The sequence below is a fragment of the Neorhizobium huautlense genome (genome assembly GCF_030811685.1).
Taxonomy (GTDB): domain Bacteria; phylum Pseudomonadota; class Alphaproteobacteria; order Rhizobiales; family Rhizobiaceae; genus Neorhizobium; species Neorhizobium huautlense_A.
On sequence record NZ_JAUSRF010000007.1, the window covers coordinates 155,023 to 178,888 of the forward strand.

Below are 23,866 nucleotides of genomic sequence, written 5' to 3' on the forward strand. Positions count from 1 at the left end.
CGATGTAGGGACAGTGAGGTAAGACCATGATGGACTTCGAGGATTTCGGTGGAGGCGCTGTAGCCGGTTCACCCCTATCCCAGGCTGAAAAGGCTGCTGCGGTTCTGCTTGCCATGGGCAAGGGCGTCGCCGGCAAGCTTTTGAAATATTTCACCCAGGCAGAGCTGCAGACGATCATCGCCTCGGCTCAGAACCTGCGTGAAATTCCGCCGGATGAACTGCTGGGGCTCGTCAACGAGTTCGAGGACCTGTTCACCGAAGGTGCGGGCCTGATGGATAACGCCAAGGCCATCGAAAGCATTCTCGAAGAAGGTCTTACCCCCGAGGAAGTCGACGGCCTGCTCGGCCGCCGCACCGCCTTCGAAGCCTATCAGACCTCGATCTGGGATCAGCTGCAGGATGCGGAACCGGCCTTTATCGGCAAGTTCCTCAGCCGCGAGCATCCCCAGACGATCGCCTACATCCTCTCCATGATCCCGTCCGCCTTCGGCGCCAAGGTTCTGCTGGAACTGCCGGAAAGCCGCCGCGCCGACATCATGAACCGTACGGTCAACATGAAGGACGTCAGCCCGAAGGCTGCGCAGATCATCGAGAACCGCGTGATGGATCTCGTCTCGAAGATCGAAGCCGAGCGCAATTCGAACGGCGCGAACAAGGTTGCCGAGCTGATGAACGAGCTCGACAAGCCGCAGGTCGACACGTTGCTGACCTCGCTCGAAACGATGAGCAAGGCCTCGGTCAACAAGGTTCGCCCGAAGATCTTCCTCTTCGAGGACCTTCTGGCCATGCCGCAGCGCAGCCGCGTCCTGCTGCTCAACGATATCGCCGGCGACATCATCACCATGGCGCTGCGTGGCGCCTCGATGGAGATCAAGGAAGCCGTCCTGTCGGCGATCAGCCCGCGCCAGCGCCGCATGATCGAATCGGATCTGCAGGCCACCAACACCGTCATCAACCCGCGCGAAGTGGCGATCGCCCGCCGCGCCGTTGCCCAGGAAGCCATCCGGTTGTCCAACAGCGGCCAGATCCAGCTCAAGGATCCGGATGCGGAAGGCGACAAGCCGGCCCAGAATGCTGCGGAAGCCGCCTGATCTTTCAGGCATTCGAAAATCACCAAGCCGGCGGCCACCCCGCCGGCTTTTTGTTGTGCATGCCTTGCGGCTTCGCGACCAACCTTTCCCCACGCAACTGCGTTTGACCGCCCGATGCGATAGACTGCCCGGTAAACCCGGGCGATTCGCAGCAGGACTTCAGCGATGTCTGACGAAGATAAAGACAGTAAAACAGAAGACCCCACAGCGAAAAAAATGTCCGACGCTGCCCAGAAGGGCAACGTGGCGATGTCACGCGAGATCACGCTGTTTGCATCCTCGCTGGCATTCTACATCTATCTGGTCTTCTACCTGCCCGGATCGATCGCCACTCTTTCGGAAAAGCTGAAGGACATTTTCGAACAGCCTGACCAGTGGCGGCTTGAAAACACCACCGATATCGTGTCGATCGGCAGCCGCATCGGCTGGGACATGGCCGGTTTTCTGGCACCGGCGATGATCCTGATGATCGTTTTCGGCCTCGCCTCGTCATTTGCGCAGAACCTGCCGTCATTCGTGCTGGAACGCATTCGCCCGCAGGCGAACCGTGTCTCGATCAGCAAGGGTTTTTCCAAGATCTACAGCGTCGCCGGCCTGGTCGAATTCGGCAAGTCCGTCTTCAAGATCATGGTCGTTTCGCTGATCTTCTATTTCGTGCTGCACGGCGATTTCATGAGTTCGCTGGACATCATGTTCTCCGATCCGGCCACCATTCTGGTGAAGCTGGAGGCGACCACCAGAAAGATGATGATCATCGTGCTTCTGGCGACGGCAACGCTGGCGGTGGTGGACTTCTTCTGGACCAAGCACCAGTGGTTCTCGAACCTGAAGATGACGAAGCAGGAAATCAAGGACGAGCACAAGCAGTCGCAGGGCGATCCGATGGTCAAGGCCCGCCAGCGCTCGGTCATGCGCAGCCGCGCCCGCCAGCGCATGATCCAGAACATTCCGCGCGCGACGCTGGTCATCACCAACCCCACGCATTACGCGATCGCGCTGCGTTATGTGCGCGAAGAAAACGACGCGCCTGTCATCGTTGGCAAGGGACAGGACCTGGTTGCCTTGAGAATCAGGCAGATAGCAGAGGAAAACAATATCCCCGTATTCGAAGATCCGCCGCTTGCGCGCTCCATGTTTGCGCAAGTCTCGGTGGATAGTGTGATTCCATCAGCTTTTTACAAGGCTGTCGCGGAACTCATACACAGGGTCTACGCCGCTCGTACGCCCAAACAACGGACACGCCAACCGCAATGAAAAAATGTAACTTCTCCAGAGAACGTGAAGAAATTCTTGGGCTTGCAATCGCACCAGTCGCGTCGGAGTTACGATTACTGGATGCCGGCGATCTGATCGCCTTGCTGAGACTTGAACGATACAACAGCATCGCGGATCTGGTGTCCTCTGCGGCCGAACTGTATTTTCATCCCAACACCATTAATTTCGGTTCCGGTGGCGATTATCGCCTGGAATGGAGCGGGGCTCCGGAAATCACGCTCGATCTCGAAATCAAGCCCAAGGGCGTTTCGGTCTATGCGCGCCTGACGCTGGCCGACCAGATGGCGGCGATCGAGATCGATCACATCGCCTTCCAGAACCCTTCCGAAGATCCGGACGAAAACACCCGTTTCCTTGCCCGCAGCCTTTCCGAGGCAAAATTCACGGTCAACCATCAGGACCAGGCAGAAGCTGCCTGAACAGCTACAGCCGGACATACGAAAGCCGCCCGTGAATTTCCCGGGCGGCTTTTTTGATGTCGGAATGTCAGTGGATATAGCCAAGGCGGATGGCTTTTGCGATCGCCTGGATACGGTTGACCGAATCGAGCTTGATTGTCGCCGAGCCGAGATAGGCGTTGACGGTATGCACGGAGAGACCGAGCTTGTCGGCGATTTCTTCGCTGATCTGACCGTCACCGGCGAGTTGCAGGCAGGCGATCTCGCGATCGCTCAATGTTTCGGACGGAACAGCCCGCTTTTCCTCCAGCGCCAGAAGATCGACCATCACCTGGCAGCTACGCACATGCTGGTCGACGATGACGTCGCTCGCCAGATCGAGCGCATTGGACAGGAAGGCGATATAACCGTTGCCGACCGCGCCGAGACGCACCGGGAAGGCAATGCCGCCGAAGGGCACCGAAACCTGTTCCAGCCGGCGGATCATCGGCGCAAATTCGTTGGTATCGACGCGGTTTGCAAGATCGGTACCGTTCCAGACGACCGGCAGAAGCGAACAATCGATATGCTCGAGCAGAAATTCGCCACAGGCCTCGATCAGCATATTGCCGTTCTCGACACCCGCCGAGCCCCAGTTCTCAAGCTCGCAGACAAGCTTGCGCTTGTTGGGCATGCCGGCACCGGCAACCCTGAACACCGCAAAATTGCGCGCACTCAGGTTCTTCTGCATGGAAACCAGCTTCGGAAACAAATCCGATCGGCTGGACGCCCGTGCTACACGTACGTACTGAAACCCGGCTCCAACATCAGAAGCCTGTTCGCGCGAATAACCCATTTCAATTGCCGGCCTTATACAAGGTTGTTACGTACAGCATAAGCAATGGCTTCCGAACGCGTCTTTGTCGCGGTCTTGCGCATGACGCTGGTGATGTAGTTGTTGATCGTGTTGCGCGAGATGCCGAGGATCATGGCGATCTCGTCGCTGGTCTTGCCTTCGGCGATCCAGAACAGGCATTCCAGCTCCCGTTCGGTCAGGTCGAAATCGCGCTCGATCTTGGCACCGGTCCCGGCGCCGAAACTCAAGGAATAGGCGGCCATCAGACCAACCTCGCGCAGACGTTCCTGCGACAGGATGATGCCTTCGAGAAACAGCAGCATCAGCGAAAAACGCGTGCGCCCGGCGCAGAAGGTCAAGGCGCAATACTGACGGCTGATCTCGACAGGCGTCGGTGCATCATCCGGCAGAAGCGCGAATTGCGGCGTCAGGCTCGACAGGCATTTTTCCAGTTCCGTCGACTTCGCATAACCGCGCGTCAGCTCTGCGCCGAGACGGCGCACGAGATCGAACGGCCAGTTGGACGCCACGATGAAATCGAGCCCCTGATCCTGGATAAGGTCGTAACGTGCCAGAAGAAAATGCGACGCGCCCACATATTCGGACAGAATACGCATGGTCGCAGGCACATTGCTTGCCGCGGACGTGATCGCCAGCTTTCGCACGATTTGGTCGCGCACTGCCGTGCGCGGCGGTACCGGCTCCAGATAAGGCCGACCCTCAGATTTGCTTTCTGCCCCCAGAAGCTCCATTTCGAATTTCTCCCCTTACTAGGGATAAGCGTTCGGACAAGATCGTGCGCATTTTCACGATCCGGGCCGACCCGCGGTAAACATGACCTCCACGAATACAACCATTCGCCGTAACGAATCACTGCATTGTAGGAATCCGTAAAGGAATTGCTATCGTCGGTCGGCGTTTTATGTTGTGCGCTGCACAGGTCTGTGACGCCCGCCTGTGGAACGCCTGCGGTATTTTCGTAAGCCAACCAATCAGAAGCCCGAAAAACAAAGGGGCCGGCTTGCGCCGACCCCTGTCATCACGAAGGCGTGAATCCCTCTTATGCGGCGCGATCGACCGCCCATTTGCGCAGGATCTTGGCTGCACGTTCTTCCGAGATCTCGACCATGCGGGAAAGGCGCTTTTCCGGGCCTTCCTTGACGCGGCGGTTGAAGCCGCCATTTGGATCCTCGCCACCACCGAACACATCGTCCGAGCTGTCGAAACCGAAGTCTGCACCAAAACCGTCCATGAGCGCCGGGCTGGCACCGCCCGGAGAGAAGTCGGGCAGTTCGAGGCCCAGACCTTCTTCCGCAGGCTCGCCGATGGCATTGTTGCTGTTGGCACCGCCACCGGTGACGCTGCGGATCATCGGGCGCAGGCCGAGCCAGACCACCAGGAAGGCGACCACGACGAAGGCGAGCGAGTTGATGATGCCGCCGAGATTGCGGTTCAGCACTTCGAGGAAGCCCGGACCGGAGGTGACGGCTTCTTCAAGGAGCTGGTTTTCGAGGAAGTCCATCGCCGTCAGGGTCACGACGTCACCACGCTCGGCATTGATGCCGGCAGCCGAGGTGACGATCTTCTGCATTTCGGCGAGATAGGCATCGATCTTGGCCTGATCGACGGGTTCGCCGACCAGCTTGCCGATGCGACCCTTGTTGACGACAACGGCAACCGAGATCTTTTCCAGCTTGTAGCTGTTGCGCGTGGTGGCGACCGTCTTCGAGTTGATTTCGTAGTTGGTCTGCTCTTCGCGCTTGTCGGACTTGTCGGAGGACTGCGGACCGGTGGCACCACCGGTTTCGGGTGCCGCCTGCGGCACGTTCTGCTCGACAGTTGTCGCCGAGTCGTTCTGCTGCTGCTGTGACTGCTGATTTTCGCGGGTGGTGCGCACCGAACGCTCGACGCGGGATTCCGGATCGTAGACGGTTTCCTGGATCTGCTGGCTGTCGGTGTTGAGGGCTGCCGTGACGCTGGAGCGGAAATTGTCCATGCCGAGGAAGGGGGCGAGCGCCTTGTCGATGTTCTGCTCGACTTCCTGCTGCACCGACTGGACGATGTTGAGGTTGCGGCTGAGCGCGCTGTTGCCGTAATCGTCGCCGGACGCGAGCAACTGGCCGGTCGAATCGAGGATCGTCACGTCGTCGACGTCGAGGCCGGGAACTGCCGAGGCGACAAGGTGGCGAATGGAGGAAGCAGCCTTGCGGCCGGTCGTCGTGCTGGCGCGGATCATCACCGATGCGGTCGGCTTCTGACCGGCGCGGCGGAAATTGCCGACGTCGGGCATGACGATGTGGACGCGGGCAGCAGCGACACCGCTGATCTGCTGGATGGAACGGCCGATCTCACCTTCGAGCGCGCGAACGCGGGTCACCTCCTGCATGAAGGAGGTAAGGCCGAGCGAACCGACATTGTCGAACAGCTCGTAACCGGCATTGGCACTATTGGGCAGGCCACGCTCGGCCAGCACGATGCGGGCCTTGCTGGTCATGCCGACGGGAACATTGATGCTCTGCCCATCGGACCCAATCTGGAAATCCATATTGTTTTCGGCAAGCGCGATCGAGACCTGGTTGAGGTCCGTCGTTTCGAGCCCGACGTAAAGGTTCTCGTAAGCCGGTTTGTTGACGAACATGGCCGCGGCAATCACGATTGCCATGGACACGATACCGACGCCTGCAAGTGCCAGCAGCTTTGTCTGGCCTAAAGACGTGATATTTCTACCGATTTGCTGAAATTGAGCTAACAGATTCATTCTGTTCCCGCATCATGAACAAGGGTTATGAGCCTAATGCTCACTGGCACCCTAGTCCGCGAAGCTTGTGCGAACGTTTCGCCCGCGGGAACAAAGCCCCTGAAACCTACCGATTCTTAGAAGAAGTCAAAATCGCCAGCAGCCTTGCTGAGGGGCTGCGAATGGCCATGGCGCATGCCTTTGCCAAGCGCCTTCTGCATGTCGGCAAGCTTGACGAGGCTGAGCGCGGTGGAAACATCGACCATCCATTCATCCGGGATGGATGCGGTGATCGTATCGACGAATTCGGCAAGACCACGGGTCTTTTGCACTGCAAGATCGATCCCCTGAAGGATCTTGACGGTTTCGGCGGACATCACGTCGGCTTCGCCGCCCATTTCCAGAAGCTGCGGCTCGATACGCTCGATCAGATAGGCAACGTCGTGCAGCTCGGTCACGAGGCGCATCAGCACCTCGGGCAGCGCTTCCTCGAGGGAAGCGGACGGCGTCGGCATAGGGTCGTTCATAGCTTTCCTCAAATTGGCAGTTGGTGAAGAGTGAGGCAGCCCCCTGCCGCCCCTGCCCTTCGCATGCGAAAAAAAGACTTCAGAAAAATTCGATCGAGTCTTCCACCGGCTTTGGTGCCGGCTTGGGAATGCGCTGTTCAGCAGCAACTGTCTTCTGGGTTTCTGCACCGGTCAGCGGATACTGACGGGCGCGGCCGCTGACGGGCCAGTATTCGAGCTTGCGCCCGAATTCCCCGCCCGTCGATGAGCCGACCACGGTAATGCCTTCGTCGCGAAGGAATTCCATGGCAAAAGCCGCATTCTGCTCTCCGACATTGGAGAAGCTGGCAATGGTCTTTGCGCCGCCGAAGATCTTGGCCTCCAGTCGTTCGCGCCGTGCGCCCTTCTTGAGAAGCCCGTTGATCAGCAGTTCCATGAGATGCACCCCATAACGGCTTGCATCACCGCCCCCGCTCATGGCACCGCCGGATCCCGGCAGAAGAAAGTGGTTCATGCCGCCGACACCGGCGACAGGATCACGAAGGCAGGCGGCCACGCAAGAACCAAGGATGGTCGAAAGGACGATATTGGGATCGTCCACCACCTTGAATTCGCCCTGGATAATATGGACTTTCTTGGCACCTGCCAGGTCATTCATTTTAGGGCTCCGAATACTGCCTCGATGGCAGCCTTCATCTTTTCAATCGTGAATGGCTTGGCCAGAACGTTGTTGGCGCCCAGCTGTGCGGCCCGCTGAACCAGCGCGCGGTCGCCCTGCGCGGTCAGGATGATGAAGGCAGCCTTCTTGGTGTTCGGGTTGGCGCGAACGGCCTGCAGGAAGCCGATGCCATCCATGTTCGGCATGTTGAAGTCCGAGATCACCAGGTGATGCGGCTGTTCCGACATGATCTTCATGCCCTGTACACCGTCACCGGCAGCAGTGATCTGCTTGAAGCCGAGCTGGGTCAGGGCATCGCTGAGCAGAAGACGGCTGGTGACCTGATCGTCGACGATCAGAACTTTGATTTTTTCAGCGATAGACATTTATTCAGTACCTTCTTTGCGGGCGGCGGTTAATTTCAAAACTTCCTCACCGATGGAGCTCAAGGGCAGCTGGGTCTCAACCGCCCCTATTTCGTATGCGACCCGCGGCATGCCGTAGACCACACATGTCTTTTCATTCTGGCCCACCGTGCGTGCGCCGGCCTGGCGCATTCTCAGGAGGCCGGATGCTCCATCGCGGCCCATACCGGTGAGGATGACCCCGACGGCATTGCGGCCGGCCAGTTCGGCAACCGAGTCGAACAGCACATCCACCGACGGCCTGTGGCCGTTGACCGGATCGCGCTCGACCAGTCGGCAGACCGGAGCGGACGGATTGGCGACCTGCAGGTGCCGTTCACCACCGGGCGCCAGATAGATCTTGCCGATCTCCAGCCGGGCGCCGTCGGTTGCTTCCTGCACCACAGGAGCGCAGATACGATTAAGACGTTCTGCAAAACTTTTCGTAAACGTCGACGGCATGTGTTGAGTAATTACTGTCGGCGGGCAGTTTTTTGGGAAGTTCTGAAGTACTGTTATAAGTGCTTCTACTCCACCGGTAGACGAACCGATCGCCACAACCTTGCGACCGACCTTGTATTCTGTAGCAGGTGTCACAATTGCTGCCGGCGCAGACGTGCGGCGCAAAGTGGAACGGGCCGCAGCCTTGACCTTGTCGGCCAGATCACCGAAGGGGCGGGCATCGCCCGGCGCGGGCTTGCCGACGCAATCGAAGGCGCCGATTTCGAGCGCTGCGAGCGTGGCATTGGCGCCGTGATGGGTCATGGCGGAGACCATGATGACCGGCATCGGGCGCAGGCGCATGATCTTGTCGAGGAATTCGAGGCCGTTCATGTTCGGCATCTCGACGTCGAGTGTCACGACATCGGGATTGAGTTCCTTGATGGCGGCGCGCGCCTCCATGGCATCACCGGCCTGACCGACAACACTGACGTCCGGATCTGAATTCAGGACGGCGGTGATCAAACCACGCATGGTGGGTGAATCATCTACGACGAGAACGCGTGCCGGCATGGTCAAGCTCTCCTTCCTGCAGCTTTACCAGTATAACGGTAGGTGGTTATTCCGATGTTATCGAAGACATTCTTGCTATCTCCCGATACGCGCTCGGAATGGCCGATATACAGATGGCCTCCTTCCGGAAGCAGACTGGAAAAACGCGACCAGATCTTCATCTGCGTCGGCTCATCGAAGTAGATCACGACATTGCGGCAGAAAATGACGTCGAAGCCGCCCTTGAACGGCCACTGCGCCATCAGGTTCAGTTCGTTGAAGGTGATCAGCTTCTTGACGCGGTCATCGACCTGGAACTTGCGACGGCCGCCGGCATCGACTTCGCGGAACCACTGCTTGCGCATGGCGGGCGACACCGTTTCCAGCGAGTTCTCGTCGTAAACGCCGGCACGGGCCTGCGCCAGGATCTTCGGGTCGATATCGGTTGCCAGAATGCGGAAATCGTAGTCGGCAGCGTTCGGCATCATCGCCAGAACGGTGAGCGCGATCGAATAGGGTTCCTGACCGTCCGAGCAGGCGGCAGACCAGATGCGCACACGACCGCCCGAGCGGGCACGGTTGAGCAGTCCCGGCAGGACCTCGTCGCGCAGGTGTTCGAAATGGTGGTTTTCACGGAAGAAACGCGTGAAATTGGTGGTCAGGTGCGACAGCATTTCCCGACGCGGTGCCGCACCTTCCGGCGAGGAGACCAGTGCGCAATATTCGCGAAAGCCGCTCAAGCCCAGGTTACGAATGTGCTTCGACAGACGCGAATACACCAGCGATGCCTTGCTATCGTTCAGGTAAATCCCTGCATCGGCATAAATCATTGCCGCAATATCGGCGAGATCCTTGCGCGACAGCGGGTATTCGCCGCTGGCAAGTATCTCGTCCGGTGACTGCCGGCTATCCATGGCGTTCATCGCCTTCATGCGGCTTCGCTTTCGTTCTCGGGGAACAGTGAATCGAGTTCGATCATGCAGATCATGCGCTTGTCGATCGCGAGGATGCCCCGCGCGTATTGCTTCACCAGGCTGGAGGCCACTTCCGGCACGGCCTGGATGTTGTCTTCGGTGACGGTCAGAATGTCGGAGACGGCCTCGACGAGGAGGCCGACGATGCGCGAGCCGACCTGCGACACGATGATGACGTGGCGCTGGGTCGGTTCGGTCTTGCGCATGCCGAGACGGGCGGAAAAATCCACGATCGGCAGGACGGCACCACGCAGGTTGATGACACCGATGACATAGGAAGGTGCGTGCGGCATGGGCGTGGCTTTCGTCCAGCCGCGAATTTCGCGCACCGCCATGACATTCACGCAAAATTCCTGATCGCCGACACGGAACGCGATGAGTTCCCGGTCACCTTGAGCAAGATTTTTCACGATATACGACATGTTCCGTTTCCGTCTCTTGAGACTGTTCTATCAACCTGCCGCTGCCAGCGACACGTCCGCCTTGAGGGCACCACCATCCTGCTTCATGGACTGGCCACGCGAAGCACCGACAACGGCATCCACATCGAGAATGAGCGCGACGCGGCCATCACCGAGGATGGTTGCGGCAGCGATGCCCGGAACGTGGGTGTAGTTGGCTTCGAGCGACTTGATGACGACCTGACGCTGCCCCTGGATGGCATCGACCATCAGAGCGCGCTGACCGCCGCCTTCCGATTCCACCAAAAGCGCCACGCCTTCGACGGGGTTGGCCTGGGTGGAGCGGAAGTTCAGGATACGACCGACATCGACCAGCGGGCAGAAGGAGTTGCGGATCGAGATCAGGCGCTGGGTAGCGCCGAAGGAGTGGATGGCAGAGGCTTCCGGCTGCAGGGTTTCGACGATGGCCGTCAACGGCACGACCAGCGTCTGACCGGCAACGGTGACGACCATGCCGTCGAGGACGGCGAGCGTCAGCGGCAGGCTCATCGTGAAGGTCGAACCGAGACCCGGACGCGAGGAGATCGAGATACGACCACCGAGTGCCTGGATCGAACGCTTGACCACGTCCATGCCGACGCCACGGCCGGAAATGTCGGAAATCTTGTCTGCGGTCGAGAAGCCCGGCGCGAAGATCAGGTTGTCGATTTCCTCGTCCGACAGGTTGGCGTCCGGCGAGATCAGATCGTTGTCGATCGCCTTCTGGCGCACGCGCTCGCGGTTGATACCACCGCCATCGTCGATCAGTTCGATCAGGATGCGGCCCGAACGGTGTTTTGCCGACAGCTTGATCGTGCCTTCCGGATCCTTGCCGGCGGCCTCGCGCTTTTCAGGCGATTCGATGCCGTGGTCGACGGCGTTACGGATCATGTGGGTCAGCGGTTCGGCGATCTTGTCGATGACCGTCTTGTCGACTTCGGTGTTTTCACCTTCGGTGACGAGGCGGATAGACTTGCCGACCATGTCGGCCACTTCGCGAACGATACGCGACATGCGCTGGAAGACCGGCTTCACCGGCTGCGCACGGATGGCCATGACCGAGTCCTGGATCTCGCGGGTGAGCTGCTGCAGCTCTTCGAGACCCATGTTGACGGCAGACGTACCATTGGTGTCGTTTTCGACGACACTCTGCGAGAGCATGGCCTGGTTGATGACGAGCTCGCCGACGAGGTTGATCAGGCGGTCGACGCGATCGAGATCGACGCGGATCGTCTGGCCGGCGGCATTGGCGGCTGCGGCGGCATTGTTGGCGGCGGCTGCGGCCGGAGCGGCTGCGGCTTCCTTCTTTTCGACGCGGGCGGCGGCTGCGGCCATCTTTGTGTCGGCCGGCGCTTCGGCAGCAGGTGCCGGTGCGGCAGCAGGCTCGTCGTCGAGAGCGGAAAGATCGAACGGAACCGGTACCATCGGCAGTTCTTCAGCGGCTTCCGCCGCAATTTCGTTCACCTCGAGATCGCAATCCCATTCGGCGAATTCGAAGACGGCGCGGATATCCTGCTCGGTCTTCTCGGTGGAGATGGAGATCGTCCAGGAGAAATAGGTCTCCTCCGGATCCATCGCTTCCAGTGCCGGCAGCGCGTCGGTATCGCAATTGATCGACATCTCGCCGAGACGCGACAGGTCGCGCAGCAGGAGAGCGGCTTCATTGCCCTTGGAATAAAGATCGCGACGCGGCTTGAAGGTGACTTCAAACATCGTCTTGCCGGCATCATCGCTGCCGAAATCGTCATCGAAGGAGAACGGGATCGGCTGGAAACCGCTGTCATCGGTCGGTGCGACCGCAGCAGGAGCGGCAGCCGCCGCCGGCTTGGGAGCCTCGGCTGCACCGCCGCTCGGCATTTCGCCCTTGGCCAATGCTTCCAGTTCCTTGACGAGACCGCGGGTACGGCTGTCCTCGACGCTGCCGCCATCACGCGAGCAGGTGACGAGGTCGGCCAGGACGTCGGCCGACTTCAGCATGACTTTCAGAACGTCCTGATTGGGCTCCAGCTTGTTGGAGCGCACGCAGTCGAGAGTGGTCTCGAAAACATGCGCGAACGAAACCAGGTCGTCGAGGCCGAACGCGCCGGCGCCGCCCTTGATCGAGTGGACGGCACGGAACACTGCGTTGACCGTTTCCGGGTCGCGGTCGCCGTCATTCAGCTTGAGAAGACCGGATTCCAGTTCTGCGAGCTGTTCCTCGCACTCCTGGAAGAAGATCTCTTTGATTTCGTTCATATCCATTTCAGGAATTCCCGTATCAGGCGGTTACACGCTCAATCGCATCGATCAGTTTTGCAGGGTCGAAGGGCTTTACGATCCAGCCCGTCGCACCGGCCTGGCGGGCGCGGTTCTTCTTTTCCGCATCGCTTTCCGTGGTCAGGACCAGGATCGGGATGGCGCGATACTTTTCGTTGCGACGCACGCCTTCGATGAAGCCGAAACCGTCGAGACGGGGCATGTTGATATCGGTGACGATGACGTCCGGGTTGCAGCCTTCGAGAACTTCGAGGCCTTCGACACCGTCTTCTGCCTGGATGGTTTCAAAACCGGCATTGTTGAGGGTGACCAGAAGCATGTTACGGATCGTTCTGGAATCATCCACTGTCAGGACTTTTTTCTTCACTGCCGGATCTCCTTGGCGAGCAGATGGTCAATATCGATGCCGATGAGTTGCATCGTCTTTTCGAAAGCCTCCGAAACCTTTTCGAAGACAAAGTTCTTTTTGTCGGCTTCCCAGGTCTTGGCCGCGGCCAAAATGACCTGGACGCACTGGACGCCGACGCGCTCGACTTCGGAAGCGTCGATCTTGACGTCCTCGCCGCGCATGTTGGTCAACTGGCCGTGCAGGACCGAAGCCTCGTTGAGGTCGAGTACGGGAACCAGCTTGAGGCTCCCCTTGTCTGCTTTCTTGCTCGCCATCAGCCGATCCTTGTCGTTGGCATAAAAAGAAAATTGCTTGTTCGCATATCAGCCCCTGAACGCGGCGAGTTGCGCCGAAAACAGTTGCTGCACCGGGTTATGGTATTCTTCTGCGTCGGCCTCACCTGGCGTCTGCTGCACCTGGATGCGCGGCGTCTGGCGGTTGGCCTTCTCGTGTGCCTTCTCATGCGCATGGCGGGCAATGCGGAATTCGCGCACCGTCTGGCCGAGTTCGAGAATGACGGTATGCAGCTGGTCGGCATTTTCGCCGGAGCGGGCGGCGATATCGGAGGTCACCGAGACGCGGTTGCCGATCGCGCCGACTTCACCGGCGACGCGGGCAAGACAGTCGACCTGCTCGCCGCTATCGGTTGCGATGCCGGCAATGCTGTCGTTGATCTCGGACACCTGACGGACGATGCCGGCAATGGCCTCCTGCGTGCGGTGAACCATGTCGACACCGGCGCCGACCTGGGTCTTGGTGCCTGACACCAGCGTCTTGATCTCGCGGGCGGCATCGGCTGAACGCTGGGCAAGGGCGCGCACTTCCTGCGCCACAACGGCAAAACCACGGCCGCTATCGCCGGCGCGCGCTGCCTCGATGCCGGCATTCAGCGCCAGAAGATTGGTCTGGAAGGCGATCTCGTCGATGACGCCGATGATCTCGCCGATCTTTTCCGCCGAGTTTTCGATATCGGTCATGGCATTGATGGCGCGACCGACGATCTCACCACTCTGCTCCACCGACTTGCGGGTCTCTGTCGCGGCCTTTTCGGCGGCAACGGTGCGGCCGGCGGTATCGCGGAAACGGATGGTCAGCTCCTGCAACTCACCGGAGGTATCGGCAAGATTGCGGGCATGCTCGGCCGTCTCGGTGGCAATGGTGCGCGCATCGGCGATAAGACCGGAGGACAGCGCATCGACCCGGCTCATCCTGTCGCCGACGGTTTCGATCGCGCCGCGCATGGCTTCAGTTGCCTGATTGAGGATGCCGGCCAGTTCCGAATAGACATCCGGCACGTCGCCTTCGACACGCGCGGTCAGGTCCTTGACGGACAGAGCGGAGGCAAAATCGAAGAACGTATCGACAGCCTGGGCCTGATCGCCCTTGCGCTGTTCCTGCGCGACGCGCTGATGGCGCTGGCGCAATTCGTTGAAGCGCAGCGAAACGGCGATCTCGACATCGACCATGACGAGGCGGATGACCGCAGCAATGGCCTCGGAAATTTCCTGATCGCGACGGCGGGCGCCCGGCAGGAGCGACTTTGCGCCGATCTGTTCGACGAGTGCCGCAACCAGATGTTCGAGCATGACCGCATGACCGGCCACATGCCAGCGCGGATCAAGACCCATGCGACTTTCGGCATCGGAAAGAACTTTTACCCGCTCGGCGTAGAGCGCATCGAAACGGGCATCGGTGAGGACGCTCCAGTGCGAGGCCTGCAGGTCATGCAGACGATCGAGCTGGCGTTCGTTCTCGAAATTGCGGGCGGCATCGGGAAAGGACTGGAACCGCAGAAAGAGATCGCGCAGGCCGGTCTGCAACTGCTCTTCGAGCATGGGGCGGAAGCGGCGCAGCAGATCACATTGCTGGGCATCGAGACCGGCAAAGGCAAGGCGGTCGCGCAGGCTGCCTGCCTGTGCGTTTCTCGCCTGATCCATTGGCGTATCCTGCCCCAAAATACAGTCCCCGATAGGGTTCCGGCTCGGCCGGAACTGGATGAAATTCTCGCTTTGTCTGTCATTGCCGGCCTGCCCGAGCCCCCAGCTTCGAGCCAGCCTTCCGCAAAGATGAAACCGCTGAATTTCGGCGCACGACAGAAGTCTGCGGCAGCCTCACGTTCCAGCTTTCCAGCTTTTCGCAATGTCTGGTGGGATACCGGATCGAAACCGGTACGACGTCGGCGGCTTCATGCCTGACGGTCGGACGCACGTCCGGCCATTTCGCCGTGTGCTTCCATATGTATGGTTAATTCCTTGCCCGAAGGTTAATGAAACGTGCAACGGCGCGGTCTTTTATGCGTAAACTTGGACCGATAGATGCTCGGATAAAATTCCCAAGTGTAAATACGTCAGCTTCGAGCAAGCTTGGCGTGCAATACTACAATATGCCCCGGCCATGACCGCCATCGGAGAGAGAGCAATGATTGTTCTTCAAGCATGCGCATTGTTTATTTCTATCACATTTCTGGCAGCCATGCTGCAGATCCTTAAGCTGGAACAGAAACGCGCACCCGTTCGTCGCAAAATTCTCTGATCACGCGCGCCTCGGATACGTCTCGGCGTAGCAACGCAGATGAAACGGCGTTTGCCGTGCTTTGCAGTTCCGTATTTTCCGCCGAAATTCCGCCTGATTGGACGAGGATGGCTTGCGCTCTATTTGGCGTCGGGTAACGACGGTAAATAGCGCAGCCTTCCACCCAGGTGCTCACGTGATACCTTCAGATACGCCTGCCACAGATGAAACCGACCGTCATCCGCTGTTGATGACGCTCATCCGTTTCAAAGTCTATCTCACCTCCATCGCCATGATCGCCGTTTTCGGGCTGATGACCGTGGCCGTCTATAACCTGACCCACGAGGTCCGTTACGACGAAGTACTGGATGCGCTGTCGCAGACGACATGGACCTCCATAGCGCTGGCGATCCTGTTTACCGGCATCAGTTTTGCCGCGCTGATCTGCTACGATCTCAACGCGCTCGACTATATCGGGCGCAAACTGCCGACCGTACCGGTGTCAATGACGGCCTTCAGCGCCTATGCGATCGGCAACACCGCCGGTTTTGGTGCGCTCAGCGGCGGCGCCATCCGGTTTCGCACCTATTCCCGTCTCGGGCTGACACCGGAAGAAATCGCCCGCGTCATTGCCTTTGTGACGCTTGCCTTCGGCATCGGCCTTCTGGCCGTGAGCGCCTTGTCCGCACTGGTGACTGCGCCGCGTCTGGCGACCGTTGCCGGCATGGATCCCGACATCCTGCGCCTGATTGCGCTTGCCGTGATCGCCGTTCTTGTCGGCCTGCTGATCCTTGGCCGCAATGGTCGGGTGATCGCCATCGGCAAGCTGAAACTGCGCCTGCCCGATACGCTGACCTCGTCACGGCAATTCCTGATCACCGCGCTTGATATCGCCGCATCGGCATCCGTGCTCTACGTTCTTCTGCCGGAAACCAATGTCGGTTGGCCGGCCTTTTTTGCGATCTACGCCACCGCCGTCGGCCTTGGCGTGCTGAGCCACGTGCCGGCCGGTCTCGGCGTGTTCGAAACGGTCATGCTCGGCGCGCTCGGCAATGCGATCAGCATCGATGTCCTGCTCGGCAGCCTCGTTCTCTATCGCCTGATCTACCATGTCCTGCCGCTTGTCATTGCCGTGCTTCTGGTGGTCGGCGCGGAACTGCGCGAGGCTTTGCAGCACCCGGTCGCCAACGATATCGGCAACATGGCGGTGCGGCTGGCGCCGCATCTTCTCTCGGCCTATGGCCTCATCCTCGGTGCCATGCTGATCTTTTCGAGCGTGACGCCGACGCCCGATACCAATCTCGATTTCCTCTCCGCCTTCCTGCCGCTGCCGGTCATCGAAGGGGCGCATCTGTTTTCGAGCCTGCTCGGCCTGATCCTCGCGATCGCTTCACGTGGTCTCGGCCAGCGACTGGATGGCGCATGGTGGGTCGCCCTGATTTCGGCCAGCGCCGCCTTCGTCCTTGCCTTCCTCAAGGGCATTGCCGTTGTGGAAGCAACGGTTCTCGCCATCTTCATTTTCGCGATGATCCTCAACGTCAAACGCTTCAACCGGCCGGCCTCGCTGTTCGGGCAGGCGCTCAGCCCGGCATGGCTTGCCGCCATTCTCGTCATCATCACCTGCGCCGTCACCATCCTGTTCTTCGTTTATCGCGATGTCGATTACAGCCGTGATCTCTGGTGGCAGTTCGAATTCGATGAAGAAGCGCCGCGCAGCCTGCGTGCCCTTCTGGCCTTGAGTGTCGCGGCAGCGGCAATCGCCTTTTTCAGCCTGCTGCGACCGGCCTTCAGCCGGCCGGACGCGGTGGAGCCTGAGGATATCGAGCGCGCCATCGCCATTGCAGCCACGCAAAATATCGCCGACGCCAATCTGGTGCGCATGGGCGACAAGCGGGTGATGTTTTCCGATAGCGGCCGCGCCTTCATCATGTACGGCGTTCAGGGTCGCTCGTGGATCGCGCTCGGTGACCCGATCGGCGCGGATGAAGACACGGCGGAACTGATCTGGCGTTTCGTCGAGACGGCGCGTGCCGCCGGTGGACGCGCGGTTCTCTATCAGGTCTCTCCCTCCCTGTTGTCCTATTGCGCCGATGCGGGCCTTCGGGCCTTCAAGCTGGGTGAGATGGCTTCGGTGCCATTGCCGACATTCGAACTGAAAGGCGGCAAGCTGGCCGGTCTCAGACAGGCGCTCAGCAAGGGCGCACGCGAGGGGCTGGAGTTTTCGATCGTCTCGCCGCCTGGAGTAGCCAACATTCTTGGCGAATTGCGTGCCGTTTCCGATGCCTGGCTTTCCGAACACAACACGCGCGAGAAAAAATTTTCGCTCGGCGCTTTCGATGATGATTACGTCACATCGCAGCCGGTTGCATTGCTGCGCAAGGCGGGTCATGTCGTTGCCTTCGCCACGATCTTCGTGACCGAGACAAAACATGAGGGCACGGTCGACATCATGCGGTTTGCGCCAGATGCCCCGCGCGGATCGATGGATTTCCTGTTCGTCAGTCTGCTCGAATATCTGAAAAGCGAGGGTTATCAGGTCTTCAACCTCGGCATGGCGCCGCTTTCGGGCATGTCGAAACGCGAGATCGCACCCGTCTGGGACCGCATCGGCGGCACGATGTTCGAACACGGTGAGCGCTTCTACAACTTCAAAGGCCTGCGCGCCTTCAAATCAAAATTTCATCCTTTGTGGCAACCGCGTTATCTTGCCGTTTCCGGCGGTACCGGCGCGGTGCTGGCGCTGATGGATGTCACCCTCCTCATCAGTGGAGGCGTTCGAGGAGTGGTCGGCAAATGAACCGTTTCTTTTCCCGCATATTGTCCATGGCTCTGGCAGCGGCTGTGTCCTTGCCTGCATCGGCGCAGCAGGCACCGGCAAGCTACGATACCGGCCTGATCCCCTCGCCGCATATCTTTCAGCCGAGCGGCGACATCACCGCCAACGTCTTCCTGGTTTCGGATGCGAAGGGCTGGGGCGAGGCGGAGGAAAAACAGGCGCAGGCACTGACGGAAAAGGGTGCGATCGTCATCGGCATCGATTTCCCGAGCTACATGGCGTCGCTCGCCAAAGATCCGCAGGATTGCATTTACACGATCTCGGATATCGAGTCGCTTGCCCAGCAGGTGCAGCGTTCGCTCGGCAACAGCAGTTATCACCGGCCGATGCTGGCCGGCATCGGCGCCGGCGGCGGTCTGGTTCTCGCGATGATCGCCCAGAGCCCGCCCGCCACGATCGATGAAGCAATTGCAGTCGATCCCGTTGCCAGCGTGCCGTTGACGCGGGAACTCTGCACGCCGGCCGCGAAAAAGCCGGTCGATGGCGGCATTGTCTACGCGCTGACGGAAGGGCCGCTGCCGGCACCGGTCACCGTGCTCTTTTCCCCGCAGGCCGACGATGCCGGCAAGGCCCATGCGCAGGACCTGGAAAAGACCTGGACCGATATCGACCTCAACGACACCGACGAATCTGCCGATGAAATCCTCTCGGCGACATTGTCCGACCATATCGATGCGGCCGCCAATACCGACCAGCCGCTCGGCCTGCCTTTGACCATTCTCGAAACCAAGCCGACACTGGATACGATGGCGATCATCTATTCCGGCGATGGCGGCTGGCGCGATATCGACAGCGAAATCGGCGCGACGCTTCAGGCGGAAGGCATTCCGGTCGTCGGGCTGGATGCCCTGCGTTATTTCTGGACCGAGCTGAAACCGCAGCAGGTGGCCGATGACCTCGACCGGATCATCAAGAATTATCGACGCGAATGGAACGTCAAGCATGTGGTGCTGATCGGTTATTCCTTCGGCGCCGATGTTCTGCCCGCCACATACAACCTGCTGGAAGCCGATCAGAAGGCGCATGTCGTGCAGATGTCGCTGCTGGCGCTCGCCCGCGAGGTCGATTACGAGATTTCGGTGACCGGCTGGCTGGGTGTTGCCGGTGAGGGCAAGGGCGGCGATACGGTGGAGGATCTGAAGAAGATCAACCCGAAAGTCGTGCAGTGCATCTATGGCACCGACGACGACGATGACCCCTGCCCGACACTTGCAGCGTCCGGCGTTGAAACCGTTGCCATCGAAGGCGGGCATCATTTCGACGAGGACTACAAGGGTCTCGCGGCGCATATCGTTGCAGCATTGAAGACACGCCTCGCACCGAAGCCTTGACGACAGCCAGTCCGCGGCAAGTTTTCACTTGCCATCATCACGGAAATGTCATTAGCCGTGATGTCGGAGTTTAATCGCACCACTGCGGCGACGCACGCGCATCATGCTGCCGTTCCGGCCGGCAGGTTTCCGGCCGCCCGAGACATGCGGACACCAGAGGAAAAGGTAAGTCACACAATGGAAATCTTTACAGCTGCAGGATTTGCAGCTCTCCTGCAGGTTATTGCCATCGACCTCGTTCTGGCAGGAGATAATGCCATCGTCATCGGTCTTGCGGCCGCCGGATTGCCGGCTGATCTGCGCAAGAAAGCCATCCTTGTCGGCATCATCGCCGCCACCGTTCTGCGCATCGGCTTCGCCGCCGTCACCGCCCAGCTTCTCGGCGTCGTCGGCCTGCAGTTCATCGGCGGCCTGCTGCTCGCATGGGTTTGCTGGAAGATGTGGACCGAGCTACGTTCGGCTGAACACGAGGCCGAAAACGCCGAAAGCGAAGAGGCTGCCGGCGAAACCCGCGTCAAGAAGACCTTCCTGCAGGCGGCCATGCAGATCGTCATCGCCGACGTTTCCATGTCGCTCGACAACGTTCTGGCCGTTGCCGGCGCCGCACAGGAACACACGACGGTCCTGATCATCGGTCTCGTCATCTCCATCGCGCTGATGGGCCTTGCCGCCAACTTCGTTGCCCGCCTGTTGCATCGCCACCGCTGGATCGCCTATGTCGGTCTTGCCGTCATCGTTTATGTGGCGGCCAAGATGCTCTACGAAGGCGGCCATCAGCTGATGCCTTATGTCCAGCAATGGATGGCCTGATGCGCTAACGGACTGAACAAGGAAGGCGACCATGACCAAGATACTGGCCCTCATGAACGCCTTTTCTCACCGATACAGGCAGCCGGCATGACGGCTGCCTTCAAAACCGGCCAGCACATTGCCATTATCGGCGGCGGACCGGCCGGGCTGATGGCTGCCGAAATCCTGTCCGGCAAGGGCCATGCCGTGACGGTTTACGAGGCCATGCCGACCGTTGCCCGCAAATTTCTGCTGGCCGGAAAATCCGGTCTCAACATCACCCATTCCGAAGATTTTTCCCGGTTCTCCAAACGTTACGGCGCGGCAAACGACTGGCTGAGCGCATCGCTCGACGCCTTTACGCCGGACGATGTACGCGCTTGGGCGCAAGGTCTTGGCACGGAAACCTTTGTCGGCTCTTCCGACCGTGTGTTTCCGACTGTCATGAAAGCCTCGCCGCTGCTGCGCGCCTGGGTCGCCCGCCTGAAAGAACAGGGTGTGGACATTTTTACACGCCATCGCTGGACGGGATTTGACGGCGACAGGCTGATCCTCGAGACGCCGGAAGGCGCAAAAACCATCGAGGCCGACGCCGTGCTTTTGGCGCTGGGCGGCGCAAGCTGGCCGCGACTGGGCTCGGATGCCGCATGGTTGCCATGGCTGCGCGACCGTGGTGTCGGGATCGCCGGGTTTGAGCCCGCCAATTGCGGTTTCGATGTTGCCTGGAGCGCGCATTTTCGCGAACGCAATGCCGGCGCACCGATCAAGTCGGTGATCGCGTCGGTGACAGGAGAGGACGGCCTGCCCGGTGAGTTCGTGATCTCCCGCCACGGCATCGAAGGCAGTCTCGTTTACGCCCATGCCAGCGCCCTGCGTGACCGGCTGACGGAAACCGGCGCGGCCTCGCTGACACTTGATCTGATGCCCGGGCGCACGCATGAGCGCCTGGCCCGCGATCTGGCCCGTCAGGACCGCAAGGCGAGCTTTTCCAACCGGCTGCGCAAGGGTGCGGGTCTGGATGGCGTGAAAGTGGCGCTCTTGCGCGAACTATCGCCGCCGGAAACGTTGAACGATCCGGAAACACTGGCGAGGCAGATCAAGGCGCTTGCCATTCCGCTCACGGCACCGCGCCCGATCGCCGAAGCGATCTCGTCCGCCGGCGGCATCAGACGTGACGCCGTCGACGACAATTTCATGCTGCGCGCCCTGCCCGGCCTGTTTGCGGCCGGCGAGATGCTGGACTGGGAAGCGCCGACCGGCGGTTACCTGCTGACCGCCTGTTTCGCCACCGGCAAATCAGCTGCCCATGGCATCGAGGCATGGCTTAACCGATAACCGGCCAACCGTGCCTAAAGCCCGACGACGCGCCACTTGCCATCGACCATTTCGACGGCGGCCTTGTAATGATGGCCATGCGGCGATTCCAGCACGACATCGTGCTGTTCGACGGCACGAACGAGAATGTCGTTGGCTGCGGCAATGGGGCTCGGGCAAATGCGCTTGCTGCCGCGCACGCTTTCAAAATGGATATCGCCGGACACTTCGTGACGGGAACCGTCCTTCAGCACGATCTGCCATGTCATACGCATTCCTCCCTGTCCGCGGATCACAAAGGCAACGGATGAGCCGTGAGCCTGCCCGCGGTACGCCAAGCCTTGCGCCGAGACGGCTTTCTGTCAAGCGGCAGAAACAGGACGGATACCGGCTGCGACACCATGGCGACCATTGCCGAAAAGGCCCTGCCGCACGAGACAGCGACAAACGGCCGCAAACTGGCATAATCCAGCTCGGTGACATCGCGGCCGCTTTGTGGCATTGAAATCGCATGACAGCGATCCGGCAAATCCTTTCCGACAGGATTCTGGCCACTGCAATGGCAGTGGTGATCGCCTATGTGCTCGTGCTTCAGGCCGTTGTCGGCGGTTATGCGCGCGCATCCACGATCAGCCCGGCGAAAAACCCTTTCCACGTCATATGCGCCAGCTATGGCGTCACCGACGCATCAACGGACAAACAAGACAATCCGCTGAAGAAAAGTGCTGAATGCCCCTGCGCGCTGCTTTGCCGGCTTGCCGGTTCGGCCATGCCGGCCATGGTCGCAGGCTTCATTTTTGTCATCACCACGGCGACCGCCGTTGATAGCCGGATATTGCCGACTGAAAATTCCACTGCGCCGCAGCAACAGCGCCGCCTGCTGGCCGAGCCACGAGCGCCTCCGCAATACTCCTGAAAACCTTCAGATGTGAAACGCAACGGCGCTTCGCAAAAAGCATCATTTTGAGGAGACGGGCCGCAGAGGCTGTCTTCGCGGATGCAAAGGCATCCGGACAGGAGGAAACCATGATCAGGAAAAACATCGTCATCGGCGCCATGCTCGGCGCGCTTCTCAGCTTCGGCACGGCTCAGGCCCACGGCTTCAAGGTCGGTGAAATCGAGATCGGCCACCCCTCTTCCCGCGCCATGCTGCCGGTTGCCAAGGTGGGCGGCGGTTACATGAAGCTGACCAATAACGGTGCCGACGACCGTCTTGTCAGCGCCACATCCGATCGCGCCGGCAGTGTCGAGTTCCACGAGATGAAGATGGATGGCGGCATCATGCAGATGCGTGAACTGCCGAATGGCGTTACCCTGCCGGCCGGAAAAACGATCGAACTGAAGCCGGGCGGTTATCATGTGATGTTCATGAATGTCACCCAGCCTTTCAAGGAGGGCGAGATGATCAAGACGACGCTCGTTTTCGAAAAGGCCGGGCCGGTTGAGGTCGAGTTTTCCGTCGGGCCTGTTGCCGGCGACAAGAACGAGCATGCGGAGCACTGAACATGGCGCCTAAAAATCCGTTCATGATGGTGGCCGGCGTGGTTTCGGGCCTGTTCGTTCTGGCCCTTGTCGGCGTCATGGTCTGGATGACGAGCGCAACACCGCGTGCGGGCGGCTTCAATGCCAACTTCTCCCTGGTCAACGACCGGGGAGAAGAAGTCGACCAGTCCCTGTTCAAGGGCAGTCCGTCGCTGGTCTATTTCGGTTACACGCATTGCCCGGAAGTCTGCCCGACCACGCTTCTGGAAGTGACCAGTTACCTGAAGGAACTGGGCGATGCCGGATCACCGCTGAAAACCTATTTCTTCACGGTCGATCCCGAGCGCGACACGCCGGAAATCATGCGCGGATATGTGACCGCCTTTTCCGACCGGATCACCGGCGTGACCGGAGCACCTGAAGAGATGCAGAAGGTGATTTCCGGCTGGCGTGCCTTTGCCAGAAAACAGCCGAACAAGAGCGGTGGTTATTCCATGAGCCACACGATGGATCTGTTCCTGATCGGCGCAGATGGACGGCTGAAGGGCCTCATTCCCTATGGGGCGGATCAGGACGAGGCTGTCGAAAAGATCCGGGCCGTGCTGCCGCAGGCGTGAGATGCAGACGCATTTTTCCGCATAAAGGAAA

The 23,866-nt window shown here is 59.9% G+C and carries 23 protein-coding genes and 1 pseudogene; 10 read left to right on the forward strand and 14 right to left on the reverse strand.

What is annotated here, in order from left to right; genetic code table 11:
• Positions 1-26 precede the first annotated feature (26 nt).
• From fliG to J2T09_RS12600, 3 genes are all read left to right on the forward strand, one after another.
• Entirely contained in the window at positions 27-1,091 is a 1,065-nt protein-coding gene (gene fliG / locus J2T09_RS12590) for a flagellar motor switch protein FliG (RefSeq protein WP_306834841.1), read from the forward strand.
• Between the two features lie 165 nt (positions 1,092-1,256).
• Positions 1,257-2,345 carry a flagellar biosynthesis protein FlhB gene (flhB, locus tag J2T09_RS12595; protein WP_306834843.1) on the forward strand — a complete coding sequence of 363 codons (1,089 nt, stop codon included), beginning with the start codon at positions 1,257-1,259 and terminating at the stop codon, positions 2,343-2,345.
• Positions 2,342-2,785, forward strand: coding sequence for a hypothetical protein (locus J2T09_RS12600; RefSeq protein ID WP_306834845.1), 444 nt, complete (start codon positions 2,342-2,344; stop codon positions 2,783-2,785). Before flhB ends, J2T09_RS12600 begins: the two co-directional genes overlap by 4 nt.
• A gap of 67 nt (positions 2,786-2,852) precedes the next feature.
• Here J2T09_RS12600 and visR read toward each other — a convergent pair whose 3' ends face one another.
• The 13 genes and pseudogenes from visR to J2T09_RS12665 all read right to left on the reverse strand — a co-directional run.
• Positions 2,853-3,599, reverse strand: a complete 747-nt coding sequence (gene visR / locus J2T09_RS12605) for a transcriptional regulator VisR (RefSeq protein ID WP_373458439.1) — start codon at positions 3,597-3,599, stop codon at positions 2,853-2,855.
• A 14-nt stretch (positions 3,600-3,613) separates the two neighbouring features.
• The gene (gene visN, locus J2T09_RS12610; RefSeq protein ID WP_306834850.1) at positions 3,614-4,351 is read right to left on the reverse strand and encodes a transcriptional regulator VisN; all 738 of its coding nucleotides are present in this window, start codon (positions 4,349-4,351) and stop codon (positions 3,614-3,616) included.
• A 308-nt stretch (positions 4,352-4,659) separates the two neighbouring features.
• A complete protein-coding gene (gene fliF, locus J2T09_RS12615) occupies positions 4,660-6,357 on the reverse strand; it encodes a flagellar basal-body MS-ring/collar protein FliF (protein WP_306834852.1) in 1,698 nt (565 codons plus the stop codon).
• 116 nt (positions 6,358-6,473) lie between these two features.
• Positions 6,474-6,863 (reverse strand): chemotaxis protein CheT, encoded by a 390-nt coding sequence (gene cheT, locus J2T09_RS12620; RefSeq protein WP_306834854.1) that lies wholly within the window; start codon positions 6,861-6,863, stop codon positions 6,474-6,476.
• 79 nt (positions 6,864-6,942) lie between these two features.
• Positions 6,943-7,500 (reverse strand): chemoreceptor glutamine deamidase CheD, encoded by a 558-nt coding sequence (gene cheD / locus J2T09_RS12625; RefSeq protein ID WP_306834856.1) that lies wholly within the window; start codon positions 7,498-7,500, stop codon positions 6,943-6,945.
• Positions 7,497-7,886: a response regulator gene (locus tag J2T09_RS12630; protein WP_112727551.1), complete on the reverse strand. Its 390-nt coding sequence runs from the start codon at positions 7,884-7,886 to the stop codon at positions 7,497-7,499. The genes cheD and J2T09_RS12630 overlap by 4 nt, the downstream gene beginning before the upstream one ends.
• Positions 7,887-8,924 (reverse strand): protein-glutamate O-methylesterase CheB, encoded by a 1,038-nt coding sequence (gene cheB / locus J2T09_RS12635; RefSeq protein ID WP_306834858.1) that lies wholly within the window; start codon positions 8,922-8,924, stop codon positions 7,887-7,889. It lies immediately after the preceding gene.
• Positions 8,921-9,829, reverse strand: a complete 909-nt coding sequence (gene cheR, locus J2T09_RS12640; protein ID WP_306834859.1) for a protein-glutamate O-methyltransferase CheR — start codon at positions 9,827-9,829, stop codon at positions 8,921-8,923. Before cheR ends, cheB begins: the two co-directional genes overlap by 4 nt.
• Positions 9,826-10,293: a chemotaxis protein CheW gene (locus tag J2T09_RS12645; RefSeq protein ID WP_306834860.1), complete on the reverse strand. Its 468-nt coding sequence runs from the start codon at positions 10,291-10,293 to the stop codon at positions 9,826-9,828. Before J2T09_RS12645 ends, cheR begins: the two co-directional genes overlap by 4 nt.
• A 30-nt stretch (positions 10,294-10,323) precedes the next feature.
• Positions 10,324-12,552: a chemotaxis protein CheA gene (locus J2T09_RS12650; RefSeq protein ID WP_306834861.1), complete on the reverse strand. Its 2,229-nt coding sequence runs from the start codon at positions 12,550-12,552 to the stop codon at positions 10,324-10,326.
• A gap of 16 nt (positions 12,553-12,568) precedes the next feature.
• On the reverse strand, positions 12,569-12,934 hold the full coding sequence (cheY1, locus tag J2T09_RS12655) for a chemotaxis response regulator CheY1 (RefSeq protein ID WP_112727556.1): 366 nt from the start codon (positions 12,932-12,934) through the stop codon (positions 12,569-12,571).
• The gene (locus J2T09_RS12660; protein ID WP_306834865.1) at positions 12,931-13,230 is read right to left on the reverse strand and encodes an STAS domain-containing protein; all 300 of its coding nucleotides are present in this window, start codon (positions 13,228-13,230) and stop codon (positions 12,931-12,933) included. Before J2T09_RS12660 ends, cheY1 begins: the two co-directional genes overlap by 4 nt.
• A 195-nt stretch (positions 13,231-13,425) precedes the next feature.
• A pseudogene (locus J2T09_RS12665) lies at positions 13,426-14,892 on the reverse strand (methyl-accepting chemotaxis protein); the annotation flags it as partial.
• An 824-nt stretch (positions 14,893-15,716) separates the two neighbouring features.
• On the opposite strand from J2T09_RS12665, the gene mprF reads away from it, so the two are divergent.
• From mprF to J2T09_RS12685, 4 genes are all read left to right on the forward strand, one after another.
• The gene (mprF, locus tag J2T09_RS12670) at positions 15,717-18,263 is read left to right on the forward strand and encodes a bifunctional lysylphosphatidylglycerol flippase/synthetase MprF (RefSeq protein WP_306835304.1); all 2,547 of its coding nucleotides are present in this window, start codon (positions 15,717-15,719) and stop codon (positions 18,261-18,263) included.
• Positions 18,260-19,633 carry an AcvB/VirJ family lysyl-phosphatidylglycerol hydrolase gene (locus J2T09_RS12675; protein WP_306834869.1) on the forward strand — a complete coding sequence of 458 codons (1,374 nt, stop codon included), beginning with the start codon at positions 18,260-18,262 and terminating at the stop codon, positions 19,631-19,633. The genes mprF and J2T09_RS12675 overlap by 4 nt, the downstream gene beginning before the upstream one ends.
• Before the next feature lie 177 nt (positions 19,634-19,810).
• Positions 19,811-20,443: a TerC family protein gene (locus tag J2T09_RS12680; protein WP_306834871.1), complete on the forward strand. Its 633-nt coding sequence runs from the start codon at positions 19,811-19,813 to the stop codon at positions 20,441-20,443.
• An 87-nt stretch (positions 20,444-20,530) separates the two neighbouring features.
• Positions 20,531-21,757: a TIGR03862 family flavoprotein gene (locus J2T09_RS12685; RefSeq protein ID WP_306834873.1), complete on the forward strand. Its 1,227-nt coding sequence runs from the start codon at positions 20,531-20,533 to the stop codon at positions 21,755-21,757.
• Positions 21,758-21,771: 14 nt separating this feature from the next.
• Here the strand turns inward: J2T09_RS12685 and J2T09_RS12690 are convergent, their stop codons facing one another.
• Positions 21,772-22,011 carry a hypothetical protein gene (locus J2T09_RS12690; protein ID WP_306834875.1) on the reverse strand — a complete coding sequence of 80 codons (240 nt, stop codon included), beginning with the start codon at positions 22,009-22,011 and terminating at the stop codon, positions 21,772-21,774.
• A 236-nt stretch (positions 22,012-22,247) separates the two neighbouring features.
• On the opposite strand from J2T09_RS12690, the gene J2T09_RS12695 reads away from it, so the two are divergent.
• The 3 genes from J2T09_RS12695 (at position 22,248) to J2T09_RS12705 (ending at position 23,835) form a co-directional block, all read left to right on the forward strand.
• The gene (locus J2T09_RS12695; RefSeq protein ID WP_306834877.1) at positions 22,248-22,652 is read left to right on the forward strand and encodes a DUF2946 family protein; all 405 of its coding nucleotides are present in this window, start codon (positions 22,248-22,250) and stop codon (positions 22,650-22,652) included.
• 110 nt (positions 22,653-22,762) lie between these two features.
• A complete protein-coding gene (locus tag J2T09_RS12700) occupies positions 22,763-23,239 on the forward strand; it encodes a copper chaperone PCu(A)C (protein WP_306834879.1) in 477 nt (158 codons plus the stop codon).
• Positions 23,240-23,241: 2 nt separating this feature from the next.
• Positions 23,242-23,835: an SCO family protein gene (locus J2T09_RS12705; protein ID WP_306834881.1), complete on the forward strand. Its 594-nt coding sequence runs from the start codon at positions 23,242-23,244 to the stop codon at positions 23,833-23,835.
• Positions 23,836-23,866: the final 31 nt, after the last annotated feature.

What these genes read in the sequence shown, in the direction of transcription:
- cheT (WP_306834854.1), bottom strand. Translation starts at nt 6,863, where the DNA reads ATGAACGACCCTATGCCGACGCCGTCCGCTTCCCTCGAGGAAGCGCTG.
- J2T09_RS12650 (WP_306834861.1), bottom strand. Translation starts at nt 12,552, where the DNA reads ATGGATATGAACGAAATCAAAGAGATCTTCTTCCAGGAGTGCGAGGAA.
- J2T09_RS12690 (WP_306834875.1), bottom strand. Translation starts at nt 22,011, where the DNA reads ATGCGTATGACATGGCAGATCGTGCTGAAGGACGGTTCCCGTCACGAA.
- J2T09_RS12685 (WP_306834873.1), top strand. Translation starts at nt 20,531, where the DNA reads ATGACGGCTGCCTTCAAAACCGGCCAGCACATTGCCATTATCGGCGGC.
- J2T09_RS12660 (WP_306834865.1), bottom strand. Translation starts at nt 13,230, where the DNA reads ATGGCGAGCAAGAAAGCAGACAAGGGGAGCCTCAAGCTGGTTCCCGTA.
- cheD (WP_306834856.1), bottom strand. Translation starts at nt 7,500, where the DNA reads ATGAATGACCTGGCAGGTGCCAAGAAAGTCCATATTATCCAGGGCGAA.
- fliG (WP_306834841.1), top strand. Translation starts at nt 27, where the DNA reads ATGATGGACTTCGAGGATTTCGGTGGAGGCGCTGTAGCCGGTTCACCC.
- J2T09_RS12645 (WP_306834860.1), bottom strand. Translation starts at nt 10,293, where the DNA reads ATGTCGTATATCGTGAAAAATCTTGCTCAAGGTGACCGGGAACTCATC.
- J2T09_RS12630 (WP_112727551.1), bottom strand. Translation starts at nt 7,886, where the DNA reads ATGTCTATCGCTGAAAAAATCAAAGTTCTGATCGTCGACGATCAGGTC.
- J2T09_RS12680 (WP_306834871.1), top strand. Translation starts at nt 19,811, where the DNA reads ATGGAAATCTTTACAGCTGCAGGATTTGCAGCTCTCCTGCAGGTTATT.
- J2T09_RS12700 (WP_306834879.1), top strand. Translation starts at nt 22,763, where the DNA reads ATGATCAGGAAAAACATCGTCATCGGCGCCATGCTCGGCGCGCTTCTC.
- J2T09_RS12600 (WP_306834845.1), top strand. Translation starts at nt 2,342, where the DNA reads ATGAAAAAATGTAACTTCTCCAGAGAACGTGAAGAAATTCTTGGGCTT.
- fliF (WP_306834852.1), bottom strand. Translation starts at nt 6,357, where the DNA reads ATGAATCTGTTAGCTCAATTTCAGCAAATCGGTAGAAATATCACGTCT.
- J2T09_RS12675 (WP_306834869.1), top strand. Translation starts at nt 18,260, where the DNA reads ATGAACCGTTTCTTTTCCCGCATATTGTCCATGGCTCTGGCAGCGGCT.
- visR (WP_373458439.1), bottom strand. Translation starts at nt 3,599, where the DNA reads ATGGGTTATTCGCGCGAACAGGCTTCTGATGTTGGAGCCGGGTTTCAG.
- flhB (WP_306834843.1), top strand. Translation starts at nt 1,257, where the DNA reads ATGTCTGACGAAGATAAAGACAGTAAAACAGAAGACCCCACAGCGAAA.
- J2T09_RS12705 (WP_306834881.1), top strand. Translation starts at nt 23,242, where the DNA reads ATGGCGCCTAAAAATCCGTTCATGATGGTGGCCGGCGTGGTTTCGGGC.
- cheR (WP_306834859.1), bottom strand. Translation starts at nt 9,829, where the DNA reads ATGAAGGCGATGAACGCCATGGATAGCCGGCAGTCACCGGACGAGATA.
- J2T09_RS12695 (WP_306834877.1), top strand. Translation starts at nt 22,248, where the DNA reads ATGACAGCGATCCGGCAAATCCTTTCCGACAGGATTCTGGCCACTGCA.
- mprF (WP_306835304.1), top strand. Translation starts at nt 15,717, where the DNA reads ATGACGCTCATCCGTTTCAAAGTCTATCTCACCTCCATCGCCATGATC.
- visN (WP_306834850.1), bottom strand. Translation starts at nt 4,351, where the DNA reads ATGGAGCTTCTGGGGGCAGAAAGCAAATCTGAGGGTCGGCCTTATCTG.